Source organism: Paenibacillus sp. cl123, from assembly GCF_900101595.1.
In the GTDB taxonomy this organism is placed as follows: domain Bacteria; phylum Bacillota; class Bacilli; order Paenibacillales; family NBRC-103111; genus Paenibacillus_G.
In genome coordinates, this window is record NZ_FMYY01000024.1 from 16,854 (window position 1) to 40,959 (window position 24,106).

Sequence of the window (24,106 nt, forward strand, 5' to 3'; positions counted from 1 at the left end):
GCTCTAGGCTGGCTGTAAAGACGAATGCCGGAGGAGACGTGCTCAGCGGTTAAGGCCGCGTCGCGTCACGTATAGCCGGCAGCATAGGGCAGGGAGATGGCGGGCATGCAGGAAGAACGGGAAGCTTGGCGTATCGTTTCGGAGCTTCAGGAGCAGGGCATAATGGACAGCGGAAGCAGGCTGCTGGCACAGAGCCGAGGGACGACGGCGGGACGCGTGTATATGATCGGGGAGCAGGGCGTGCCTCGCTATGTGCTTAAGCTGGACGATCCGCAGTCGGTGACGCGGACCGGGGAGCTGCTGCATGCTTACAGGCACAGCCGTCTGCTTCCCCGGCTTATTTATATGGACCCCTCCCGGACGTTCCTGGTGTACAGCTACATCCATGGAGTCACCCATATGGAAAGGGGCTTGAAGCGCGACTGGCTGACTGTGCTCGTCCGGGAGCTGCTGAATCAATATGAGGCTTATTCGGAAGCGGACGATGGAAACTGGGGAGCGGCGGATGAGCCGGTCTCCTCTTGGCGCTGCTTCATTAGTCAAGGCGTTGAGGAAGCGGGGGCCACACTGGCAGGGCTGCTGCCCCCGGAGGACCTCCAGCAGGTGAGGGAAATGGCGGAACGGATGCCCGCTGACGAAAGCTGGCTGACCCGCTGTCTGCTGCACGGAGATTGCGGCGTTCATAACTTCGTGTTCGACCGGGGCGAGCTTCAAGGCGTAATCGACCCCTGGCCAGTGATCGGTCCTGTGTGGTATGATCTCGTATATGCGTTCTGTTCCTCGCCGGACGACTTGACCCCGGGCACGCTGCTCGGCGCTTTCGCCCTGCTGGAGCGCGAGACGGTCGATCGCCGCATGCTGATCGAGCAGACTATCATTCAGCTTTATTGCAGGGTCGGAACCTGTGTGCGGCATCATCCGCATGATTTGCCCGCTTACTTGCAGGCTTGGGAGAGCTGGAGATCGGCTGCGGACGGATTGTAGGCTGAGATGCGCTCCTTGATCTTGTGAATGACACGAAAAAAACGGTCTGACGAGAGTGGAGTCGGACCGTTTTTGCACGTTTTGGTCAGACTTTCGACTGCGGATTTTTCCATGAATGGGTTGTCCAATTCATCTTACAGCTGACAAATAGGTTACGGGCTGTGGAAGGAATTTGATATGTTGGTGTTGCATAATCTGCCGAAAACAGGCTAAAATCATCCATTTTGACAGAAAAAACGGCTAAAATCCGAACAATTTTGAGAATTTTAACAAGAATGATTGTCAAATTGCCTGTTCTTCCTGTAAAGTATAAGAAAAAAGAAAAGGCTTCGAATTCGAAGTTGTGTCGGCCGATCTATTTTCGTCTTTGAGATCTTTTTCTTGCAACGTTGCTTCTCGTTATTCGCTTTAACGCTTTAGTGGGAGCGAACATGCTGCATCGGCAATTTCTTCTTCTGCATTTATCCCATTCATGGAAAAGAGGAATATAATCAGATGTCTATTACACAAGAAATGACGCAAGATCCCGTTCAGGTCGCCAAGGACTATGTCCATCGGGTGTATGAAACCGTTATTCAGCGGAACGCTCATGAAAGCGAGTTTCATCAGGCCGTAAAAGAAATTTTCGATTCCCTCGTTCCCGTCTTCGCAAAGCATCCTGTCTACATGAAGCATGGCATCCTGGAAAGACTCTCTGAGCCGGAACGCATTATCACCTTCCGGGTTCCTTGGGTGGACGATCAAGGCCAAGTTCAAGTCAACCGCGGCTTCCGCGTGCAATTCAACAGCAACCTCGGTCCTTACAAAGGCGGCCTCCGCTTCCATCCGTCCGTTAATGCGAGCATCATCAAGTTCCTTGGCTTCGAGCAAATTTTCAAAAACTCCTTGACCGGCCAGCCGATCGGCGGAGGCAAGGGCGGCTCCGACTTCGATCCGAAGGGGAAATCCGACGGGGAAGTCATGCGTTTCACACAAAGCTTCATGACTGAGCTTAGCAAATACATCGGACCGGACGAAGACGTGCCGGCCGGCGATATCGGTGTCGGCGCACGCGAGATCGGCTTCATGTTCGGTCAGTACAAGCGCATCCGCGGCGGCTTCGAGGCAGGCGTGCTGACGGGTAAAGGACTTGGCTACGGCGGAAGCCTCGCCCGTAAAGAAGCGACAGGCTACGGCACGGTGTATTTCGTTCAGGAAATGCTGAAGGATGCCGGTCTCAGCTTCGACGGCAGCACGGTGGTCGTATCCGGATCGGGCAACGTGTCCATCTATGCGATCGAGAAGGCCGCTCAGCTCGGCGCGAAAATTGTCGCTTGCAGCGATTCCAACGGTTATATTTACGACCCGGCCGGCATCAACCTCGACACGGTCAAGAGACTGAAGGAAGTGGAAAGAAGCCGGATCAGCGAATACGTAAAAGAGCATCCGACAGCTTCGTACTACGAAGGCTGTGCGGGTATCTGGTCGATCCCTTGCGATATCGCGCTGCCGTGTGCTACCCAGAACGAAATTGATGACGAGTCGGCGCGCCTGATGGTAGCCAATGGCGTTAAAGCGGTCGCCGAGGGCGCTAATATGCCGTCGTCGCTGGAGGCTATCGAAGTGTTCCTGGAGAACGGCGTGCTTTTCGGACCGGCCAAAGCCGCCAACGCCGGAGGCGTAGCCGTATCCGCTCTGGAGATGGCGCAGAACAGCATGAGATTGTCCTGGAGCTTCGAGGAAGTTGATGCGAAGCTGCATGAGATCATGACCAATATTTACCGGAACAGCGTGAAGGCTGCCGAAGAATACGGCCATCCGGGCAACCTTGTCGTCGGAGCCAACATCGCCGGATTCCTCCGCGTGGCCGATGCTGCGATCGCGCAAGGCATTATCTAGCACTCCCTAACTTAACTTGCCGCATCCGCGCGCATAAGCCGCAGCCCGACAGACATTTGCTCTGTCGGGCTTTTTGGACCTTTTCGACTGACATAAACATCCAGCCGGGAGGACAGCCTAACGGGTAAGCGGGGCCGGCGACAAACCCGGCGCCGCTGCGGAAGCCGCCCCGCGATTAGGGAGCCGTGAAAATGGCTAAATAAAAAGAGCGGCCCTGGCGAAACCGGATCAGATATGGCGTGCTTAAGCCAGATAAGGAGGGAATCCAATGAACCGAGCAATAGCTGCAAATCGAATATGGACGACGGCGGTGCTCGCCGTTTCTTTGCTGCTTGGGGGCTGCACGGCGAGTCCTGCTGTCGATACGGGGACACAGCCGCCTGCGGGCGGCGGAGGGCAGTCTTCAAACGGGCCGGACAAGCCTCAAACGGAGAAGCCGGCTCCGCAGCCGGAGCGCGCGCAGAATCCGGAGCCGGTGCAGATTCAGATGGGCAAGGTTACGGCAGTAAGGCTGGCTGACCCGCAGAAGGGCTGGGTCGGCGGGAACGGCTGGATTGCCCGTACAGACGACGGAGGCAAGCATTGGACGGGCCAGTATCAAGGGCCGGGCCTGGTTAAGCAGCTGTTCGCCTTGAACGAAAACGACGCGTGGGCAGCCTTGGCCGACAAGGAAGAGTCGATGGGGCCTTATCGGCTGATTCATACGGAGAACGGGGGCAAAACATGGTCGGATGCGGGAGAGGTGCCGAATGCGGGCTTCCTTCATTTTGTATCCAAAACGGAAGCCTACAGCGGAGACGCCAAAACCACGGACGGGGGCCAAACCTGGACGAAGCTGGGCGTGCCGGATCAATTGGTGGGCGAGCCTTACTTCCGGGCTGAAGGCATCGGCTGGGCCGTCACCCAGAGCCCGAACGAAATTCAGGTGCAGCGGACGGGCGACGGCGGCCAGAGCTGGCAGCCTGTGTGGAAGACAAGCACGGCCGTCCCCGCTACGGGCGCGATTATTCGCTCCGCGGGCAAAGAAGATGCCTGGGTCGAGCTGATTGGCGGTTCCGGCATGTCGCAAACCTCGTATTCGGTATTTCATACCAGCGATGGAGGGAAGCAGTGGCGGACGGTAATCGCCAACTCCACCGCAGGGGCCGGTCCTGCTCCGGGTATTCCGGCCGATCAGGCGCAAGGAAAAACCAACAAGGGCTCCAAGCCGGGACCGCTATACGTAGTGAGTCCGGAAGTCGCCTTCATGGGAGGACAGTGCCCGGCTTGCGATAAGCCCAATACGATCGGCTGGACCAGGGACGGAGGCAAGACTTGGACAGTCGGCAAGCAGGAGCTGACCGGCTACGGCCCGGCTTTGCTGGCGATGGCGGATGCGGAAAGAGGCTGGTGGCTGACGACGGACAATACGGACCCTTCGGTGATGTATACGACTTCGGATGGCGGCCAGAGCTGGACGAAGGTGTATACCTTCGGGAAGCCGGAGTAGGAGCTGTAAGGCAGCGCAGCATAACGGAAAGACGAAGGACCCGGCGAGCTTTCGCCGGGTCCTTCTTTGACCATATGCAGGCAGGGCTTATCAAGGGAAGGTCACAGCTTAGCAGACGGAGATAACCGCTGCATCAGGAATTGCTTGTTACAGAGCTTGTTACAGGCTGGAAACGGCTTCGGCCAACAGACGGTACGAATGCAGCCGCGCCTGGTGGTCGTAGACGGAAGCGGCGACGATGAATTCGTCGGCCGCGGTTTCCCGGATAATGGCCGGCAGCTTCTCCCGAATCGTGTCCGGCGAGCCGGCCAGCGAATAGTTCAGCTTGGACTGGACGATCGCTTTCTCCTGGGGAGTCCATAGCGCATCCATCGAGTCCACCGGAGGAGGCAGTTGACCGGTGCGGCCGCGGATAATATTCAGAAACTGCTGCTGGGATGAGGTAGCCAGGCGCTGGGCTTCTTCGTCCGTGTCGGCGACGATAATATTGATGCCGACCATCGCGTAGGGCTTGGCCAGCGCTTCCGAAGGCTGGAAGCTGCTGCGATACAGCTCCAGAGCCGGCAGCAAATATTCCGGAGCGAAATGGCTGGCGAAAGAGAAGGGCAGGCCGAGGTGACCGGCGAGCCGTGCGCTGAATCCGCTGGAGCCCAGCAGCCAGATCGGAATATCCAGCCCTTCTCCCGGTACGGCTCTGACGCCCATCGGGCGGACATCATATTCCGGGTCGCGATCCGGATTCAAATAAGCCCGCAGCTCGCTCAGCTGCTCGGGGAAGTCATGCCCGTCGCTGCCCGAGCCGCGCCGCAGCGCACGCGCCGTCAACTGGTCGGAGCCTGGGGCTCTGCCGAGCCCCAGGTCGATCCGGCCGGGGTACATCGTCTCCAGCGTGCCGAACTGCTCGGCGATAACCAGCGGAGCATGATTGGGCAGCATAATGCCGCCGGAGCCTACGCGGATGGTGCTCGTGCCTCCCGCTACATAGCCGATCAGCAGCGAGGTGGCCGAGCTGGCGATACCGGGCATATTATGGTGCTCGGCCAGCCAATAGCGGTTGTAGCCCCATTGCTCGACATGCCGGGCCAGATCCAGCGTATTGCGGAAGGAATCCGCCGCCGTACTTCCTGCGACGATCGGAGCAAGATCCAACACGGATATTGGAATTTTCATCAAGAAAGTTCGCCTCCTAAAATATAGCACCCGTTTTGCTTTCCGAACGCGAAAAGACCGGTGTGCAGCTGTATCTTATTTGTCGGCAGACCGGGCGTGCCCAAGCGCCGACATGGTTTGCCGAATGTTTCATTTGGGCCATAATGGTATATTATATTAACAAACAGTCTAGCGAAGCAGGCTGTACCGGAACAATGTTCCCAACTCTTACATAACCGGGCCAAGCGCCAAGGGATAGGAAGACCAACAGCTGCCTATACCCGGCCCGGCATCTGGAAGTGGAGTATACTCCGATCCGCCACTTTTTGAACTGTCATAAATATAATAACAGTTGGGCGTGGCAATTGCAAAGCAGTCTTATCCGGCCGTTCTCCCCGATATGAGTGGATGTTGATTTCATAGGCAGATGCTGTAGTTGTAGCTTGAGATATGAGCTCCGGGCGATATCGGCTCCTGGGCCAACCAAGAGGATGAGGTGAGAGAAATGACGGAGACGAACGGACAGAAATTTCGAGAAGGCGATTGGGTAAGCGGTACTTCCGTATGGGATGAAAAATTCATCGGTTATGTCGATTCTGCGCCGAAGGAGGAAGGCGGGGCGATTCTCATCCGAATCACGCAATGCGATCGCAAGAGATTGATTAATACGCTGGTCCAGACGCGTGAGCACCGGCTGAGAAGGCTGCCAGACCCCGGCCCGGCAGCGCCCGAGGATTGGAGCACTTTGATCGAGCTGGCGCTCGTTACGCGTGACAAGGAATGGTTCGAATCGTTGACATCGCGCATGTCGGCCGTTTCTCAGGAGATCGAGCCTGGAGAGAGCAAACGAGGCAGGCTGCCCCGAGATAATCCGCGGCTGTCCGGCAAGTGAGGCCGTTCGAGCGTGAGATTGGAGCGGGGGGAGGGAAGGGGGCTGTCACTCCGTCCTGCAGCGCGATGGATGCCTGCAAGCCCGCGGGCGGTCTTAGAGCGGTGGCGAGGCCCGCTTTTCGCCCGTGCAGGCCCGCCGGCGCTCCTAGACGCTGAAATCCAGCCGAATCGCGGCGTGATTCATGCCTGCAAGCCCGCGGGCGGTCTTAGACGCGGTGGCGAGGCCCGCTTTTCGCCGTGCAGGCCCGCCGGTGCTCCTAGATGCTGAAATCCAGCCGAATCGCGGCAGGACAGCGTTCCTCTTCATTCCAGTCCCCTACCCTCTCTTTTCCGGTTCGATCCTCCGTGCGCTGCTCACCTGCTCTTCACACCCACCGTGCGTTCCTTGTTGCTCGCTTGTTGGCCATCCCCTCGTCCGTGCGTCTCTCATTACTCAGATGTCTCTATTCCCTCAGGCTATATGCCCCTTGTCATCCTTTTTCATCCTCCATAACCCTCCGCAAACTGTTCTTCCCAAAAGAACTCCTCCCGCCATGTCCGCTCTGCCGATACTAGCCGGTGTCCCGTAACGTTTGGTCTGTTTTTTGAAACGGAGGCGAAGGTAGGCAACCCGAATTAGCCGTTTGCCGAAGGGAGCCGCCAACGGCCATGAACCATGGACAGAACAGCCAATGATCGGCGGGCGAGTAAACGAACCTAGCTCAGCCGCGGATAAGGCGGAAGCTGCTTAAGCTCGGGAGGTCTCCGGTGCAAGGTGAGCTGCTCATAGCCGTAGGCGAGCCGAATCAGCGTCGGTTCACTGTACGCGGTACCGATGAAGAGGAGGCCGACGGGACCTTGACGGGCGAAGCCGGCCGGTACGGTCACTACAGGATAACCTGCTTTGGCCGCCATATCGAGAATGGCGCCTTCCTCTGTAATTCCGTCGCCTGGCAGCAGCAGGGCGTCCAGCTCATAGGTCCGCAGCGCATGGTCGATGCCTTGGTCCCGCGAAAGCCATAGATCACGGGCGCGGCTTTCCAGATAGGCCGGTTCCGTTAGGGATCCGCTCACCTGATCGGCCCAGAGCAGGGTGCTTTGCCCGTACTTCAGAGCTTGCTCCGCATGCTGCTCATGGTAAGCGATCAGCTCTGTGAGCGAGTGGACGGGATAGCCGGCATCCAACCGGGATAAATACCGGTTAATGCCAGCCTTGAATTCGTGCCGAAGCACTTCGGCCGACCAGTCCCCCGTCTCCTCCGCGGGAAGCCTCACGTCCTCGATAAGCGAAGCCCCCGCCTGACGCAGCGCGGAGAGCGCTGAACGCATCAGCTCCTTCACGTCCTCCTCCAGGGACTGGAAGAAGGAGGCGGGGATGCCGAGGCGGGCTTGCCGTAGGAAGTCGGCATCCAGAAAGCGGGTATAGTCGTTCGGTAAGAGGCGCCCGGCCCCTTCGCCAGATTCGTTTAACATCTCCGCCTTAGCGGATTCGTCCAGTCCATCCAGTCTATCCGGTCCATCCGAGCTATTCGCGCCATCCAACCTCGTCCTCTCAGCTGAGAAGGCCGCGACAGCCGCCGGCCCCTCGACTCGCTCCAGAGTAGCCGCATCCTGCGGGTCGGCTCCGGTCATGACGCCGAGCAGCGCCGCGGCATCGGCGACTGTACGCGCCATTGGGCCGGGGGTGTCCTGGCTATGGGAAATCGGGATAATGCCTGTCCGGCTGAGCAGTCCGACCGTCGGCTTCAGCCCTACGATGGCTTGACGGCAGGCCGGCGCGATGATGGAGCCCGATGTTTCCGTCCCGACCGCGGCGGAGCAGAACCCGGCCGCCACCGCGGCTGCCGAGCCTGTGCTGGAGCCGCTGACGAGCAGGTCCGCGCCGTAAGGGTTGACCACCTGTCCTCCGCGTGAGCTATAGCCCGCGAACATGGTGTCGGACATGAAATTGGCCCACTCGGTCATGTTCGTCTTACCGAGCAGCACTGCCCCTGCTTCACGCAGCTTGCGGACGATGAAGGCATCCTCGGGCGCAATCCAATGCTGCAGCGCGATGGACCCGGCGCTTGTGTGCATCCGATCGCAGGTATCGATATTATCTTTCAGCAGCACGGGAATTCCGTGCATAGGTCCGCGGGCTCCGCAGACCTTGCGTTCGTGATCCAGACCTCGGGCGATAGCCAGGGCATCCGGATTCAACTCAAGCACAGAGCGGATGCGGCCGTCATAACGGGCGATCCGGTCGAGATAAGCCTGCACCAGCTGCTCGGAGGTCCAGACGCCGCTCTCCATGCCGGCTTGCTGCTCGGCTATCGTGAGGTCTGCGGGATGTTGAGGCAATTGCTGAGTCATTGTTTTGTCCTCCTTCGCTTTTCCCACATATAGCTTTTCTATTTCGCGAGAGGGATGACATTCCCTCCAGTCGAGTCTGGGAGAGCTTGGATATAACCAATAATTCCGGCCGACCGGCAAAATAAAGGACATTTATTGGCTTTCGGCACCCTAACGATTCCCAATTTCCCTAACCTTATGCATAAAACTGAAATAAAATTTCACAAAATAACTGTTTACTAAAATTATGTTTTATCTTATAGTCGTTATTGTAAAGAATTGTTTCGAGTACCTGAGGCGATAACCGGAAGGCGGTGAAGTACAAACCAAGGCGAAGCCTGGTAGCAATCCTATCTTTCGAATAAGCAAAGGAGAGATTGATAGCATGCATGTGTCTTCATGGGTGAAAAACTTATCTATGCGCCAGCTTGTTCCTTCGTTGATGGCCGCAGCTCTTGCCCTGTCCCTGATCTCGCCTGCTGTGTCAGTGAATGCCGCCGGATTTGAAAGCGCTCCCGCAAGCACGGGAACCGCGGCTGTTTCGGACCGGCTTATGGCCAAAGATACGGCGGCCAAAACGATCGAGCTGGAAACCGCAGGTGTGGTGCAGCTGGCGGACGATTACAAGGTCGAGCAGCATCTCCACGGCAAGGTACTGAGCAAATCGCTTAGTCAAGTGATGATCGGCGCCCGCAACCTGCAATTCGAGTTCAACGGCGACAACAAGGTGTCCCGGATCATCATGAACGGGCATGAGCCGGTTCAAACGATGCGCATCGGGCTTCGCAAAAACATCAGCGATATCTCGGATAACTCGCAATTCAATCATACGCTGATTTCCTTCAAATCGGTCAAGGGCTATACGATTTCCGACAAGAAGTCGGACAGCAAACTGACCGTTCCCGCAGGCGAGCTTGCCACCTTTACGGTATCCGGCGGTCAACTCTCCGTCACCTATCCGTCGGCAACAGCGCCTTATACAACCAAGAACCGGCTGTACCTGACTCCGAACAGCGACGATTCGCTGCTGCAAGCGATGTCCTACACGCGGGCGCAGGGCAATCCGCTTTACCGGGGCACAATCGAAATTTCCCTCAATGCCGACAACACCACGATGAAGCTCCTGAATGAAGTCACCATCGAACAATACCTCTACCAAGTAGTTCCCAGCGAAATGCCGGCTTCCTTCGGACTGGAGGCTTTGCGGGCGCAAGCGATAGCAGCGCGTACATACGCCTTGACCGATTATTACAGCAACCGGTTCGCCGACCGCGGCATTCATATCGACGACAGTACGCTCAGCCAGGTTTATAACAACAGCGCGGAGAACGCGCTGACGACGCAAGCCGTGAACGATACGGCCGGCAAGATTATGAAAAGCGGCGAGGAGCTGGTCGACGCCAGATTTTATTCCACCTCAGGCGGCTATGGGGCCTCCAAGCATGAGGTATGGTCGGACACCGCCGGAAGCCCGTTTCCCGGCACCCCGATTCCTTATCTGGTAGCCCGCAGCTATACGTACGATCCGAATGACGAGACGAAGATTTTGGAGATCGACACATCGGATGAAGCGCAGCTGAATGCCTTTTATAAAAACCTTGGCCTTAAGGGGTACGACTCGGAATCGTATTATTTCCGCTGGAAGGTCGGACTTACCAAAACCGAGCTGGAAAACACGATCAATGCGAACCTGAAGGTAAGACATGGCTCAGATCCGACATCGATTCTGACGAAAAACGAACAGGGGATGTTTGTGAGCAAAACGATCCCGGACGCCGGCATCGGCTCGTTCAAGGATATGTATGTCACCAAGCGCGGAGCCGGCGGCAATATCGTCGAGCTGGTGATCGAGGGCACAACAGGCACTTATAAAATTTTAAAGGAATACAATGTTCGCTTCACGATTCGCCCAAGCAAAACGTATACGCTGGGAAGCGACGTCGTTCTTCACCGGGCGCAGGGCAATTCAACGGATTACGCAGCCGGCTACAAGCTGTTGAACCCGAGCATTCTCAATTCCGCATTTTTCAGCTTCGACATTGACAAAAATGGAGCGGGCGAGCCGACGGGCGTGACGTTCTTCGGCGGCGGCAACGGCCATGGCGTGGGGATGAGCCAATACGGCGCCTCCATGCTGGGAGGGAAGGGCTGGACGTACAGCCAGATACTGAACAGCTATTACGCCAATATGCGCATTGTCGATATGAACGAGCCTGTTCCGGCTTACATCGATCTGCAAGGCAGCGGTCAGCTGTCCAAAGGCCAAAAAGCTCAAGCCGTCGTCACAGCCGTTTATACCGACGGCTCTACTTGGCCGATTGCGGCAGGCGTGAATTATTCCTCCAGCGACGAGTCCGTGGTGACGATCAGCGGGACGGGCGAATATACGGCCAAGCAGGAAGGGACTGCGGTTCTGACGGCTAAGCATCAAGGCTTTACCGCGTCGTTAACGGTTCAGGTGACGCCGCCGGTCGTCGAATCGTTGAGGCTGACCGGTCTTAATCCGATTCGAGTCGGGGAAACGCTTCAAGCCGAAGTGAGCGCTCTTTACACGGATGGCACAGAAGCTAATGTTACGTCGGGAGCTGCCTTTGCCAGCAGCGATGAAGCGATCGCTACGGTTGCGGCATCGGGAATGGTAACAGGGGCAGCTTATGGAACCACGGTCATTTCGGCGTTCTATGAAGGGAAAACGGCGACGTACACGCTGGAAGTACTGAAGCCGGAGGTGAACATGACCGGCATTACGCTGAGCGGGGCCGCTTCGCTCGAAGAAGGAACGACCGGCGACTTCACGGTCCAAGCCTCGTACAATGACGGCACAACGGCCGCATTGACCGATGGTGTGACGTTCGAAAGCACGGCGACGGAGATTGCCGCCATATCGGCGACCGGAACGGTAAGCGCCTGGAAGAGCGGGACAACGGTCATCCGTGCCGTCTACAGCACCTATGAAGCTGAGCAAGTATTGACGGTTGTGCCGCCGGCGCTTCAATCGATCTCCATCAGCAGTCCGGCTGAGGCTCTTCGAGTGGGCGAAACGTTTACGATGACGGTCAGAGCGTTTTATTCCAATGGAACCGACCGTCCGGTAACAGAGGGGGTTGCATTTGACAGCAGCCATCCAGAGGTAGCCGCGATTGATGCCGACGGTACAATTACGGCAATCGCTCCGGGAACGACGGTCATCCGGGCCGACTACGAAGGACAGTCCAAGGAGTACGCGCTGGAGGTGCTGGCGGAAGAAGTGACATTGACCGGCATTGCCATCACGGGAGCAGCTTCGCTGGAGGAAGGTTCCTCCACGCAAACGAAGGTGACCGGCAAATACAGCAATGGCAGCGAAGCTGTGCTGACGGAGGGCATTAGCTACGAAAGCTCAAGTCCAACTGTGGCCAGCGTTTCCCAAACAGGGCTGGTACGCGCCTTGAACCCGGGCAGCGCCACGATCACGGCTACGGCTGCCACGTATGGCGGACTTACCGCTTCTTATCAAGTCCAGGTGTATGAAACGAGCGGCTCGTCTTCGTCTTCAGGGTCATCGGGGTCATCAGCGGGGCCGGCTCCGGGAACGACGCCATCCGTAGAGCAGGCGCTTACGGCGGGCAAGGACGGCACAGCGGTTATCGATGCCAAGGCTGCAACGAGCGTCAAGCTGCCGGGCCGCGCTAGCGAGCTGCTGGGCAGCGGAACGGCTGAAGTAAACTTCGCCGGCGTGAAGATTGCCATCCCGTCCAAGGTGCTGGAGCAGCTGCAGAAGGGGCTTACCGGGACAGCCGCAAGCGATGCCTCGATCGTGCTGGAGGCCAAGCCGGTCTCGGGAGAGACGGCCAGCGCTCTGCTGACCGGTTCAGGACGGCAGCTAAACGCCGTCATCCGGCCTGCAGGCGATATCATCGACTTCTCGCTGTCGATTCAGGCGGGCAGCCAGACGTTTGCGCCTAAGCAGTTCGATTCGCCGCTTAAGGTTACATTTGGCGTCCAAGGCTCGCCGAACAAGAAGAGAACCGGGGTTTTCCAAGTCAAAGAAGACGGTTCCCTGGAACGCGCAGCCGGCACCTGGAGCCGGGATGGTTCGGCGATTACGGCGGAGCTGCTGCATTTCAGCAAATATGCGGTGCTTGAAGTGAATAAAACGTTTGAAGACATGAAGGGACATTGGGCCGCTGAGGTAGTTGCCGATCTGGCAGCCGGTTCCATCGTACAGGGACAGTCCAATTCGCTGTATGGGCCGGAGCAATTGGTCAGCCGTGCCGAATTTTCCGCCATGCTGGTGCGTGCGCTCGGGTTGAAAGCTTCCGGGTCTGCCGCATTCGCGGATGTGCCTGACGATGCCTGGTATGCGGGCGAAGTGGCGGCGGCATTCCGCGCAGGGCTGGTGCTGGGCACAAGCGACACGACCTTCTCCCCGGATGCCAAGCTGAACCGCGAGCAGATGGCGGTCATGCTGGCCCGTGCTTGGGAGCATCAAGCTGGCAAGAAGCTGCCTGCAGCGGACGGGTCGGCGTTCATCGATGAAGAAGAGCTGAGCGGTTGGTCGCGTGACTCCGTCCTCAGTCTGGCTGAGGCGAAGCTGCTGAACGGACGCGATGGAGGCCGGTTTGAGCCGCAGGCGTTTGCTTCCCGTGCGGAGGTAGCGAAGGTTCTGCACGGTCTGTTGGATATGCAAGATAAATAAATCCGGAAGAAGCGACGGTTTGCTCCTTCCGGTATGAGCTTCAATGCAGCGGGCCGTAGAAGCGATTCTGCGGTCCAATTTCTTTTTGCGCGCCGGAAGATAGAGAAGCTGAGAATAAAGATTGACAAAACTTGCCTATGTGATTTATCTTTAATTTAAGACATATAAAATAAAGATTAATAGTGAAATGATCCTATCTACGAGTTACCGAGTAGACGTTCTTGATTCTAAATCCCGCAGGAAGCTGGAGGAGACGTTATGACAACAACCACCTATGATTTGACAGCGCTGGTGAAGGCGCGGAGATCCGCCAATAAGTTTATACCCGGAGTAGAAATAAACGACCGGCAGCTGGAAGATATTTTTCAACTGGCGAAGTTCGCGCCCTCGGCGTTCAACCTGCAGCACACCCATTATATTGCGGTGCGAAACCCCGAGGTAAAAGCGAAGGTATACGAGGCTGCCTACAAGCAGTATAAGGTGAGCAGCGCATCGGCGCTCATTGTGGTCCTAGGGCATAAGGAGGCTTACCGTGATGTAGCCAGGCTCAACGAGGGCATGCTGAATCTGGGTATACTGAGCCAGCAGGAATACGACGACACGGTGCAGTCCGTGCTAAGCTTCTACACGGATAGAGGGGAAGCGTTCAAACGCGACGAGGCGATTCGCAATGCCAGCCTGTCGGCCATGCTGCTGATGCTGGCCGCCAAGGATCAAGGCTGGGATTCATGCCCGATGATCGGCTTCGACCCGGATGCGCTGCGCGAAGCGCTGCATATTCCGGAAGACTATGTGCCTGCGCTGCTGATCGCTTTGGGCAAGGAAGACACCTCGCGCCAGCGTCCGCGGGGCTACCGCAAGCCCGTCGGCGAATTCGTCAGCTACGACCGGTTTTGACCGTTTCTGAGCTTTCTCCTGCCGATCTTAACCGCTTTTTGCAGCGATAAGTCTCCTTCTCTGCGGCAAACGCAGCCGCCGGCTCGGTTCTAGAGCTGGAAGGAAAGCCTTCTGGCAGCCGTTTTTCCTGTCTATTTTCAGGGAAGGCGGCTGTTTGGCGTGCTCCGGGAAGGAAGCGCGGGAGCATGCGACGGAGCGTCCTGGCCGAGTCTGGACATTTTTTACAGCCGTAGGTATGATGGAGAATAAAATCTTTGCTGCCCGTAGCAAGAGGAGAGATTACAGGATGTATCAGATGAAGACCGAAGCCCCATCCAGCGAGAACGGCTCCATGGCCGCCCTCCCTCAAGGCTCCTTCTGGCTGGGCGTCAAGGACTGCGTCCCGACCCTGCTCGGCTATCTCAGCATCGGGTTCGCCGCCGGGGTAGTCGGACGCACGAGCGGATTGTCCGGCCTGGAGGTGGTGCTGATGTCCACGTTCTTGTACGCGGGCTCAGCCCAGTTTGTCGTGTCCGGCATGTTTGCGGCAGGCGCTTCCGCAGGCTCAATTATTTTGACCGTATTGTTCGTCAATATGAGGCATCTGCTGCTGAGCGCCGCGTTGTCCCCTTATTTCCGCGGCCATTCCGCTTGGAAAAACGTGCTGCTCGGCTCTCAATTGACGGATGAGACGTTCGGAGTAGCCATTCAACGTCTGCGTACGGGACTGAACGGAGGGGCCGGCAGATGGATGCTCGGGCTTAACATGACCGCTCAGCTGAATTGGATCGCGGCGACCTGGGCAGGCGCCTACCTGGGAGCCTGGATACCCGACCCGAATGCTGTCGGTCTGCCCTATGCGCTGCCCGCAATGTTCGCCGGGCTGCTGGTCATGCAGATTGCGGCCCAGCACCGCAAGCTGCCGGAGCTGCTGACAGCGGCCGGGGCGGCCGCCATCTTTATCGCTGCGCTGCAGGTGATGCCTGCGGGCACCGCAGTGATCGTGGCGATCGTGGCTGCGCCGGGCGTGGGAATGGCGGTGGAACGATGGCGGTAAGCCATGAATTTTGGTGGATACTGCTCGGCACATCGCTGGTCACCTGGCTGCCCCGGGTGCTGCCGCTCGCTGTGCTGAGCCGCGTTTCATTGCCCGAGTGGCTGCTGCGTTATCTGCATTATGTGCCGGCAGCCGTGATGAGCGCTTTGCTGGCGCAGGAAGTGCTGACGGCAGAGGGGGAATGGCTGTCTCCGGCCGGCAATCCTAAGCTTCTCGCGCTCCTGCCCACGCTGCTCGCGGCGGTCCTCACCCGGCGCTTGCTGCCCACGGTCGTTGTTGGTATTGCCGCTATGGCGCTGCTGGTCCGGTTCTGGTAAAGGCGGGAGGCGGCGCCAACTTTTTTCCCAGCCCCTCTTGACCCTCCTCTTAGGTCAGCCCTTTTACTAGAAACAGAAAGGAGTGAAAACCGCATGCTGTACACCGTCAAAGAAGTGTCCGCCATCTCTCATGTAACGGTCAAAGCGCTGCATCATTACCACAAGCTTGGACTTCTCGTGCCGTGCGAAATCAGCGAAGCCGGGTACCGGCTGTACGGGGCGAAGGAGCTGGAGCGTCTGCAGCATATTTTGTTTTACCGGGAGCTGGAATTTCCGCTGGAGCAAATCAAGGAGCTGCTGGAGAAGGAAGACGACCGGCTGACGCTTCTATTGCGGCAGGAGCAGCAGCTGCTGCAGCGCAAGCAGCGGTTGGAAGGCGTCATCGCCACATTGAGACATTCTGTGACAAGTATAAGGGAGGGCAAACCAATGAATGATCGGGAGATGTTCAAGGGATTCGAAACGGAAGAGGCGTGGAACGAAGCGCTGAAGGAGCAAAATCAGCATCTGGGGCAAACGTATGGGATGGAGCCGCTCCAGGTAGAGGAGGGCGGGGTGCCGGACATGAACGAGCAGGCCGCCGAGGCTGCGGCGTTTATGAAGGAAATGGCGGATTCGCTGAAGGCGGGCATCCGGCATGATCATGGGCAGCTCCAGCAGGCGATCCGCACCCATCTTGCGTTCATGAACAGCCATGGTCATGCGGTATCGGCGGCGGATTTTGCAGCGCAGACACGCTTCTTCCTGAGCGATGATTTCCATCGTCAGATGCTGGAGGGGCAGCAGACAGGACTAGCGTATTACTTATGCGCGGCTGCGGAGGCGTTGGCAGCGGCGGCAGAGTAGGAGCGTTTGAGCGAAGGAGACCGAGGTCCGCATGGGTGCGGATCTCGGTCATTATGGCATTATCATTGATGCGCTTATCGCTGTCTTTTGTTTATTATTCTATATATCCAAAATATGAAAAGGGCGATGATAAAAATACTAAGAATCAGATGAAACCATGAGATGCCAAACAAAAATATCTACCTCCTCAATAATTAACATAGTTTTCTTTATAGTACTTTTAAAAAGATAATTATGGAATGTTTTTAAAGCCCGCCTCCTCCGCCTATGATATACTTAGAGCTGTCTTCACCTAAGGAAGACAGCCGTTCTATTTGAGTTTAGGAGTGTTAATGATGCGTAAGGGCATGATCCGGTTCATTCGTTATCGCGGATAAAAGGGCACAGAAGAAATAAGCCTCAGTCATTTTTTGGTAAAATGACGCAGGTTTATTTAACTGTGCCTTTTTCATTCCCTATAAACGAATGAATGAGGTGTTTTCATGTCCACAACGGATAAACAGCCGGGGGATGCGTCCCTTTTTTTTCGATATGCATCGATGTTTGCCTGCCCGATCTGCACGACTCCGATGCAGCTTGTTCAAGGGAAAAGCTTGGTTTGTGCGCGTAGGCATTGCTTTGATATGGCGAAGACCGGATATATTTCTCTACTGGTCCGCTCTCCGAAGAGTAAATATGACAAGAGCTTGTTTAAGGCGCGAAACGCGGTGAATGCCGCCGGCGTCTTCGACCCGCTGCTCGACCGCATCAGCGAAGGTATGCAGGAGCGGATCGTTTCCCAAACGGGAAGCATCAAGATGCTAGACGCGGGCTGCGGGGAAGGCTCGCATCTGAGCCGTATCTTGAACCGGCTTGCCGGACAGGCGCCGGCCATCGATTGGCTGGGAGTGGGCGTCGACCTGTCCAAGGAAGGCATTCGACTCGCCGTCAGGGAGAATGTCCAAGCCATCTGGTGCGCAGCCGATCTGGCCCGATGCCCGTTCGCGGACAAGCAATTCGACTTCGTGCTTAGCATATGCTCGCCCTCCAACTATGCCGAGTTCGGAAGAATGCTCGCAGACGAGGGCACGGTTATCAAGGCGGTTCCGGCAAGCGGCTACCTCCGGGAGCTGAGAGAGCTGCTCTACAGGGAAACTGCCCGTCAAGACTACTCCAATGAGCGGGTCGTAGAGCGGTTTGGGCGCTATTTCGACCTGATCGATACGGAGCGCGTCACCTATAAGGCGGCGATGGACCCGCTTCTGCTGGAGCAGATCGTCCAGATGACGCCGCTGGCTTGGGGAGCCCCGCAGGAGCTCGTGCGGGAGGCTACGGCCGAAAGGTTTGCCGAGATTACGTTCGATTTTGACATCATGTATGGCAAGCAGCCGCGTAGAGACCAGTAACGGCCGCTTGAAGGAAGAAGATGTAGCAGCCCTGCGCCTATACGGCCAGGGTTGTTTGATTAGCTAAGGAGCAGGATGATTGGCAACTCTGTTGAATATTAGTATAGTTAAAATTTAACAGTGTGAGGAGAGCAGCTTATGCAAGGTTATAATGTTCTTATGATATACAATAAAAATATGGATCGTCTGTTGATGTGCAAGCGGCTAAAAAATCCTTATCAAGGATTAAATAACTTTGTCGGCGGTAAAATCGAAATCGGCGAATCCGGAATGGAAGCTGCTTATAGAGAGCTTTTGGAAGAAACGAGCATTTCAAAAGAGCATATTGTTTTGCATCACCTCATGGACTTTACCTACTACATCCAGCATTGTTATGTCGAAGTTTATGCCGGCAGATTGAAGGATGAGGTAGAGGTTTCGGGTGATGAAAATGACTTATATTGGTCAGACTTGAACCAAAATTTTTTTGACATGACCGTATTTGCAGGGGAAGGCAGTATTGGCCATATGATTGAACAAGTGAAGATGAACCCAGGTATTTTTCTGGCGGACGAAACACTTCCCGCTTAACAGCAGAGAAGGCTTGAAGCAACGTATCAGGCACCGTCTGCCGAAATCTGCCTCTCGAATCGATGGCAAGCGCGAGACATAAACAACCCCCGCATACCGAACAGGAGGTCTGCCCATGAATATTTCCATGCACGATAAGGTCAGCACCGGCTTAACAGGCTTCGATCAGGTGATCGACAAGCTGCGTCTCGGAGATAACGTCGTCTGGCAGGTCGATTCGGTCGCTCATTACCGGACGATGATCGAGCCATTCGTCGCTCAGGCCAAGCTGGACCGGAGAAAGCTGATCTATGTCCGCTTCGGCAGCCATGAGCCGCTGCTGGAGGAGGACCCCGGGATTCGCAAGGTTGTGCTGGATGCCGGGAAGGGCTTCGAAAGCTTCGCGGCAGCGGTTCACTCCTTGATCGAGGAGGAAGGGCGCCGGGCATTTTATGTGTTCGACTGCCTGACCGGGCTGCTGGAGTATTGGTACTCCGATGCGATGATCGGGAACTTCTTCAACGTGTCTTGTCCGTTCCTGTATGAGCTGGACACGATCGCTTACTTTGCGATTATTCGCAATACCCATACGTACGCCACGATAGCGGGCATCCGCGAGACGACTCAGCTTCTGCTGGATCTCTACCATGTTAACGGCCATATGTACATTCATCCGCTGAAGGTGTGGAACCGGTATTCCCCCAGCATGTTTTTCCCCCATCTCATCCAAGGGCAGGAAGCCGTCAGCATTACGTCCAGCGTGCAGGCGGCCGAGCTGTTTTCCGCCATACACCGCGGAGAGGAGCGGCTGGATTACTGGGATACGACGATCGGCAAGGCGCGGGAGGCGCTTGCGCAGGAGCCCGAGCAGCAGGAGGCGGCGAAGCAGCTGCTGTTGTCGCTGCTGGTCGGTCCGGCGTCCCGGATGCAGGAGCTGTGCGAGCGGTATTTCACGCTGGAGGATCTGCTGCTGCTCGCCTCGCGCGAGGTCGGCACCGGCCTCATCGGAGGCAAGAGCGTGGGCATGCTGCTGGCCCGCAAGATTGTGGAGCGGGAGGGAGGAGAGGGACTCCGCGATGTGCTGGAGCCGCATGACTCCTACTATATCGGAGCGGATGTTTTTTACACCTACATGGTGCAGAACGGCTGGTGGAAGCTGCGAGCCAGGCAAAGAACGCAGGAGGGTTACTTCACCCTGGCGCCCGAGCTGCAGGAGAAGATGAAGCAAGGCAAGTTCTCGGAGAGCATCCGCCGGCGCTTCGTGCAGCTGCTGGAGTATTTCGGCCAGTCGCCGATTATCGTCCGCTCCAGCTCCCTGCTGGAGGATAACTTCGGCAATGCGTTCGCCGGCAAATACGAAAGCGTGTTTTGCGTCAACCAGGGAACGCCGGAGGAACGGTACGAAGCGTTCGAGCAGGCGGTGCGCACCGTGTACGCGAGCATGATGAACGAGGACGCGCTCGCTTACCGGATGAACCGCGGACTGCTGGAGAAGGACGAGCAGATGGCGCTGCTCGTGCAGCGTGTCTCCGGCGATCATTACCGCGATGCCTTCCTTCCTCATATCGCCGGGGTGGGCAACTCCTCCAATCTGTATGTCTGGGATTCGGGCGTCGATATGGATGCGGGGATGCTCCGGCTTGTATTCGGGCTGGGTACGCGGGCTGTGGACCGGACGGTCGGGGATTATGTGAAAATTGTAGCGCTGGACAATCCCCTGCGCCCTTCGCCGATGGATGCGGAGGATATCCGGAAGTTTTCCCAGCATGGGGTGGACGTGCTTTCCCTTACGGATAATACCGTGGCGAGCCTCAAGGCGGATCAGCTTCTGGCCTATGACCTGAAGGCGGATAAAACCTTGTTTGCGACAGTGGATGACGAGACGGCCGGCCGTCTGCGCGAGCTGGGTTATACCGACCGGCCGACGCCGCATATTGTAGACTTTCAGCGCCTGCTGAAGCATACGAAGTTCCCGCAAGTAATGAAAGAAATGCTCGCGCTGCTGTCCCGCGTCTACGAGTATCCGGTGGATATCGAATTTACCGCCAATTTTACGAGGGATAACCGGTTCAAGGTCAATCTGCTGCAGTGCCGTCCGCTGCAAACGAAGGGGCTGGGTCAGCAGGTGGAGCTGCCGCAGCTGACGGACGGCGATCCATGCTTCTTTTCGTCCAAAGGCAGCTTCATGGGCGGCAATGTGCGACTGCCGATCGATTATGTGGTCTTTGTCCGGCCGCAGCCGTATCTGGAGCGCAGCGAGCAGGGCAAATATGCGGTGGCCCGGCAGATCGGGAAGATCAACCGCGCGCTGCAGGGGAAACAGGCGATGCTGATCGGCCCGGGCCGCTGGGGGACGACGACGCCGTCGCTTGGCGTGCCCGTTCATTTCTCGGAGCTGTGTTATATGACGGCCATCTGCGAGGTTGCGTCAGAGGAGGCCGGGTTTACGCCGGAGCTGTCGTACGGCAGTCATTTCTTCCAGGATCTCGTGGAGACGGGCATCTTCTATGCGGCCATCTTCGACGGACGGCGGGATGTCCGGTTCCATCCTGAAGCCGTACTGGAGCGAGAGAACCGACTAGCCGCCCTGCTGCCGGGCGGCGAACGGTTCGCTGACGTTATTCATGTAGCGGAGACGGGCGGCATGGAGCTGTACGCGGATATTGTGACGCAGACGCTGCTTTGCCGGTAACTATAGCGGGCTGCCTCCGTAATGTCAGAATCTGAAACCGGCCAGGGGCCAGGCATGCCGACAGGGCTCGCCTGCCGGGCTGATCGAGTCCGAGTCGATCCGTCTCGGATGCCAGGCCGCTCAAGTAGTTAAGCGGCAAAAAACCTTCCGTCCCGCTGCTGCAGCGGACGCGAAGGTTTTTTGCCGTCTCATGCTACTCTTCCTGTTTGATCGGGCGAGGACCTCGGGGCTGGATATCCTCGGAGTCATCCGATTCGACCAGCAGCTTGAGAGCGGCCAGCCGGTTGTCCCAGAACCGCTCGTAATAGGCAAGCCAGCGCTTCAGCTCCAGCAGCGGCTCCGCCTGCAGCTTGTACCGCTTCTCCCGTCCCACCTTCTGCTCGCTGACGAGTCCGGCGTCGGACAGTATGCGCAGATGCTTGGACACGGCCGTGCGGGTCATCGGGAAATGGCTGCTGATCACAGTCACGGGCAGCTCCTGCTCCCCGAGCAGCCGGAGCAGCTGACGCCGGGTGGGATCTGCGATGGCTTGAAACACGTCGTGCTTAGGCGCAGGCGCTTCCATCGTTTAAGCCTCTACATGCTTGCGCAGTCTTTGTCCAACGATCTCCTCCCAGCCGTGGTCCATCCGGTCGCGGACCTCTCCGCGCTTCTGGCCGGTCGGGGCGATAATGTCCTGAGCTTCTCCCCAGCCCGAGTGCGTCAGTGTGAATTCCGTTTTGCCATCCTGCTCGATCAGGTTAAACGAAACGATCCATTCGTCCCCCCAGGTGAAGACGAGACGGTTCGGCGGATCAAGCTCCTCGACCCGGCAGGGCGAAGTTCCGTAAGGCGAATGCAGCGAAAATTCAGAGCCAAGCTCCGGCCGGAAGTCGTTGGGCATAAACCAGGCGGCGATTCCTTCCGCGGTCGCGACAGCGTCCCATACTTTTTGAATAGGCGCGTTGAGCAGAGCGGTTTTGACAATATCGGGAACAGGCCCATGTGTTGGCGTTGACATCTTCATATACCTCCTAGCAGAATTGAAATGAAACCATTTGGTTTCGCTTTATTATAAAAACGGAACCGGGGTCTGTCAAGACAAAGAAAAGCGGACATGAAGCAGGCAGAATAGAGCAGGGCAGTGCAACGCAGATCCGAGCAGGCAACTAAGGATAGCTTGCCAATTTTTCCAGCTGCACATACCCAAAAAGCGCCGGAGAGGACTCGAATGAAAAAATGGGAACAAAAGTTCTGTAAAATGTTGACAAGCCCTGGAAAATTGGTATAATAGAGATATGAGAACAAACGTTCCTAATTATGAGAGGGGTGTAGATCATGGGTACAGTTAAGATCAGATTTATCGAGCGGGATTATTTCAGAAGCGCCATCCTGGAGAATAGCGAGCATTTGAGCGATCAGCAGGTCGAGAAAGTTCTCGATTCCATCGGTAAAACATGGGTTGATTATACGTTCAAGTTTTTCGAGAACGGTTCGATGACGATCACGGACAATGATACCGATCTGCAGGTGCCTCTCAGTGAGCTGAAGGGAGCCAGCTACGATTTCTACGTCAAGCAGCGGATCAAGATGATTAAGGAGAATCTGCTGGAGAAAATTTTGCAATCCGCATAATAACCGGCCGCATAGGGATACTAGAAGAATCATGTCGCTAGCATCCCTTTTCATAGCATAGAGGGGATTAACCGACATAGACTCAGGACGAGTCTATGTCTTTTTCCGTTTATCAAGGCAACCCTTTCTTCCCGCAGCATTAACAAGAATTTAACTTAATCAGCGTCCCCGTTTAACATCTGCCAATTATGATGAAATAGTAGATAGGAAGGTTATTGCGGAAGGGGACGATTCAAGTGAACCCGATAGTGAGACTATACGCCTTGTGGCTGCTGCTTGCGCTTCTGATCGTATCTGCGCTGCCGCTGTCCGTTAAGAACAATATAACCCGCCTGCCGGCCCAGGCTGTCCAGTGGATGATGAATAGCGAGCATTTCGCCGCAGCCGGTCCTGAGGGCTCCGAGAGGCAAAAATCCTCCGCCTCAGCCGGAGATTCCACGCTCTCCGTGCCGGATCACTCTGTGTATCCGTCCGTATCCGTACTGGAAGCCAGACATATGCTGGAGCAAAATGTAGCTGTCGAAGGCATCGTCAAACACAATCTCAGGCCAGTCTCGGGAGAGCGTCAGCTGGTGCAGCTGCAGGATGAAACCGGCGACATTCTTGTCCTGGGCGATTTTGGCGCGGCTCTGCGGCCGGGCGATCTGCTGCGGGTCCAAGGGGTGGTTGGCGATACGCGGGGAGTGCTGGAAGTGAGGGCCAGGGCCGAGGGCATTCAGCGGACAGGGGCAGCAGACAGCAACCTTTAGAAGAAGCGGGCCATCCCGTTTCCAAAGAGAAGCAAGCAGGGTATGGCGCGAACAGGAAATAACACCTATACTTGACATAAAGCCATTAAACGAAAAGGAAGGATGCTCCATGAAAATGTCTCGGGTGTTTATTCTGATCACCGCGCTGCTGGAAGCGATTCTCGGTATCCCTGTCTTGGGAGGGGCGATCGTGCTAGGCATGTCTTATACTCCGCTTGTCATTATGTTTATTCTCCATGTGATTACGCTGGCGCTTGTCCTGCGGGAGGGCGGTCCCAAGATCGGCAGCCTTGCCGGCATTGTGACCTCGCTGATCGCGTGGATTCCGTTTGTCGGCATGGTGATGCATATTTTAACCGCCATTATTTTGTTCGTGACTTCGTTTATGGGCGATTCGTACCGCAACCGTTCTTACCGGTAAGGTAGGAAACATTTTCAAAAAAGGGTTGCAGGACGGTCCCGGATTGTGGTAATGTCTCTTTTAAATATGTCAGGGAAGGACTTCTAGGGAGCCGGGTCAAGCCGAACCGAGCGAAGTCGGCGCCGCGATTGCAGCGCTACACCGTAGGGATAAAAGACCTTCGGCAAGTTCCGCCCGGATTCAAGCCCCGGGTGAATTTGCCGGAGGTCTTTTTTGCGTTA

At 56.6% G+C, this 24,106-nt stretch carries 19 protein-coding genes; 15 read left to right on the forward strand and 4 right to left on the reverse strand.

Annotated elements, in window-relative coordinates:
• Nucleotides 1-105 precede the first annotated feature (105 nt).
• From BLR08_RS25410 to BLR08_RS25420, 3 genes are all read left to right on the forward strand, one after another.
• A complete protein-coding gene (locus tag BLR08_RS25410; protein ID WP_072336921.1) occupies nucleotides 106-984 on the forward strand; it encodes a phosphotransferase in 879 nt (292 codons plus the stop codon).
• A 495-nt stretch (nucleotides 985-1,479) separates the two neighbouring features.
• Nucleotides 1,480-2,862, forward strand: coding sequence for an NADP-specific glutamate dehydrogenase (gene gdhA, locus BLR08_RS25415; protein ID WP_176835605.1), 1,383 nt, complete (start codon nucleotides 1,480-1,482; stop codon nucleotides 2,860-2,862).
• 268 nt (nucleotides 2,863-3,130) lie between these two features.
• Entirely contained in the window at nucleotides 3,131-4,351 is a 1,221-nt protein-coding gene (locus BLR08_RS25420) for a WD40/YVTN/BNR-like repeat-containing protein (protein ID WP_072336920.1), read from the forward strand.
• Nucleotides 4,352-4,510: 159 nt separating this feature from the next.
• Here the strand turns inward: BLR08_RS25420 and BLR08_RS25425 are convergent, their stop codons facing one another.
• Nucleotides 4,511-5,521: an LLM class flavin-dependent oxidoreductase gene (locus tag BLR08_RS25425; RefSeq protein ID WP_072336919.1), complete on the reverse strand. Its 1,011-nt coding sequence runs from the start codon at nucleotides 5,519-5,521 to the stop codon at nucleotides 4,511-4,513.
• Between the two features lie 475 nt (nucleotides 5,522-5,996).
• On the opposite strand from BLR08_RS25425, the gene BLR08_RS25430 reads away from it, so the two are divergent.
• Nucleotides 5,997-6,392 (forward strand): hypothetical protein, encoded by a 396-nt coding sequence (locus tag BLR08_RS25430; RefSeq protein WP_143014462.1) that lies wholly within the window; start codon nucleotides 5,997-5,999, stop codon nucleotides 6,390-6,392.
• 695 nt (nucleotides 6,393-7,087) lie between these two features.
• Here the strand turns inward: BLR08_RS25430 and BLR08_RS25435 are convergent.
• Nucleotides 7,088-8,722 (reverse strand): amidase family protein, encoded by a 1,635-nt coding sequence (locus tag BLR08_RS25435; RefSeq protein WP_072336915.1) that lies wholly within the window; start codon nucleotides 8,720-8,722, stop codon nucleotides 7,088-7,090.
• Nucleotides 8,723-9,086: 364 nt separating this feature from the next.
• Between BLR08_RS25435 and BLR08_RS25440 the strand changes: the two genes are divergently transcribed.
• The 8 genes from BLR08_RS25440 (at nucleotide 9,087) to BLR08_RS25475 (ending at nucleotide 21,101) form a co-directional block, all read left to right on the forward strand.
• The gene (locus BLR08_RS25440) at nucleotides 9,087-13,379 is read left to right on the forward strand and encodes a SpoIID/LytB domain-containing protein (protein ID WP_072336913.1); all 4,293 of its coding nucleotides are present in this window, start codon (nucleotides 9,087-9,089) and stop codon (nucleotides 13,377-13,379) included.
• A 258-nt stretch (nucleotides 13,380-13,637) separates the two neighbouring features.
• Nucleotides 13,638-14,276: a nitroreductase family protein gene (locus BLR08_RS25445; RefSeq protein WP_072336910.1), complete on the forward strand. Its 639-nt coding sequence runs from the start codon at nucleotides 13,638-13,640 to the stop codon at nucleotides 14,274-14,276.
• Between the two features lie 295 nt (nucleotides 14,277-14,571).
• Complete coding sequence (locus tag BLR08_RS25450) at nucleotides 14,572-15,312, forward strand: AzlC family ABC transporter permease (protein ID WP_256257779.1); 741 nt, start codon at nucleotides 14,572-14,574, stop codon at nucleotides 15,310-15,312.
• Complete coding sequence (locus tag BLR08_RS25455) at nucleotides 15,303-15,629, forward strand: AzlD domain-containing protein (protein WP_072336907.1); 327 nt, start codon at nucleotides 15,303-15,305, stop codon at nucleotides 15,627-15,629. Before BLR08_RS25450 ends, BLR08_RS25455 begins: the two co-directional genes overlap by 10 nt.
• Nucleotides 15,630-15,722: 93 nt before the next feature.
• A complete protein-coding gene (locus tag BLR08_RS25460; RefSeq protein ID WP_072336904.1) occupies nucleotides 15,723-16,475 on the forward strand; it encodes a MerR family transcriptional regulator in 753 nt (250 codons plus the stop codon).
• Between the two features lie 482 nt (nucleotides 16,476-16,957).
• On the forward strand, nucleotides 16,958-17,860 hold the full coding sequence (locus BLR08_RS25465; RefSeq protein ID WP_083537498.1) for a putative RNA methyltransferase: 903 nt from the start codon (nucleotides 16,958-16,960) through the stop codon (nucleotides 17,858-17,860).
• Nucleotides 17,861-17,998: 138 nt separating this feature from the next.
• Nucleotides 17,999-18,430: an NUDIX hydrolase gene (locus tag BLR08_RS25470; RefSeq protein ID WP_072336901.1), complete on the forward strand. Its 432-nt coding sequence runs from the start codon at nucleotides 17,999-18,001 to the stop codon at nucleotides 18,428-18,430.
• Nucleotides 18,431-18,545: 115 nt separating this feature from the next.
• The gene (locus tag BLR08_RS25475; protein WP_256257775.1) at nucleotides 18,546-21,101 is read left to right on the forward strand and encodes a PEP/pyruvate-binding domain-containing protein; all 2,556 of its coding nucleotides are present in this window, start codon (nucleotides 18,546-18,548) and stop codon (nucleotides 21,099-21,101) included.
• Between the two features lie 193 nt (nucleotides 21,102-21,294).
• Here the strand turns inward: BLR08_RS25475 and BLR08_RS25480 are convergent, their stop codons facing one another.
• Nucleotides 21,295-21,666 (reverse strand): ArsR/SmtB family transcription factor, encoded by a 372-nt coding sequence (locus tag BLR08_RS25480; protein WP_072336898.1) that lies wholly within the window; start codon nucleotides 21,664-21,666, stop codon nucleotides 21,295-21,297.
• Between the two features lie 3 nt (nucleotides 21,667-21,669).
• Complete coding sequence (locus BLR08_RS25485) at nucleotides 21,670-22,101, reverse strand: SRPBCC family protein (protein WP_072336894.1); 432 nt, start codon at nucleotides 22,099-22,101, stop codon at nucleotides 21,670-21,672.
• Between the two features lie 317 nt (nucleotides 22,102-22,418).
• On the opposite strand from BLR08_RS25485, the gene BLR08_RS25490 reads away from it, so the two are divergent.
• The 3 genes from BLR08_RS25490 to BLR08_RS25500 all read left to right on the forward strand — a co-directional run bounded on the left by BLR08_RS25490 (nucleotide 22,419) and on the right by BLR08_RS25500 (nucleotide 23,885).
• On the forward strand, nucleotides 22,419-22,715 hold the full coding sequence (locus tag BLR08_RS25490; RefSeq protein WP_072336891.1) for a hypothetical protein: 297 nt from the start codon (nucleotides 22,419-22,421) through the stop codon (nucleotides 22,713-22,715).
• Nucleotides 22,716-22,951: 236 nt separating this feature from the next.
• The gene (locus BLR08_RS25495) at nucleotides 22,952-23,464 is read left to right on the forward strand and encodes a single stranded DNA-binding domain-containing protein (RefSeq protein ID WP_143014463.1); all 513 of its coding nucleotides are present in this window, start codon (nucleotides 22,952-22,954) and stop codon (nucleotides 23,462-23,464) included.
• A gap of 109 nt (nucleotides 23,465-23,573) precedes the next feature.
• Nucleotides 23,574-23,885, forward strand: a complete 312-nt coding sequence (locus BLR08_RS25500; protein WP_090586511.1) for a hypothetical protein — start codon at nucleotides 23,574-23,576, stop codon at nucleotides 23,883-23,885.
• Nucleotides 23,886-24,106 lie beyond the last annotated feature (221 nt).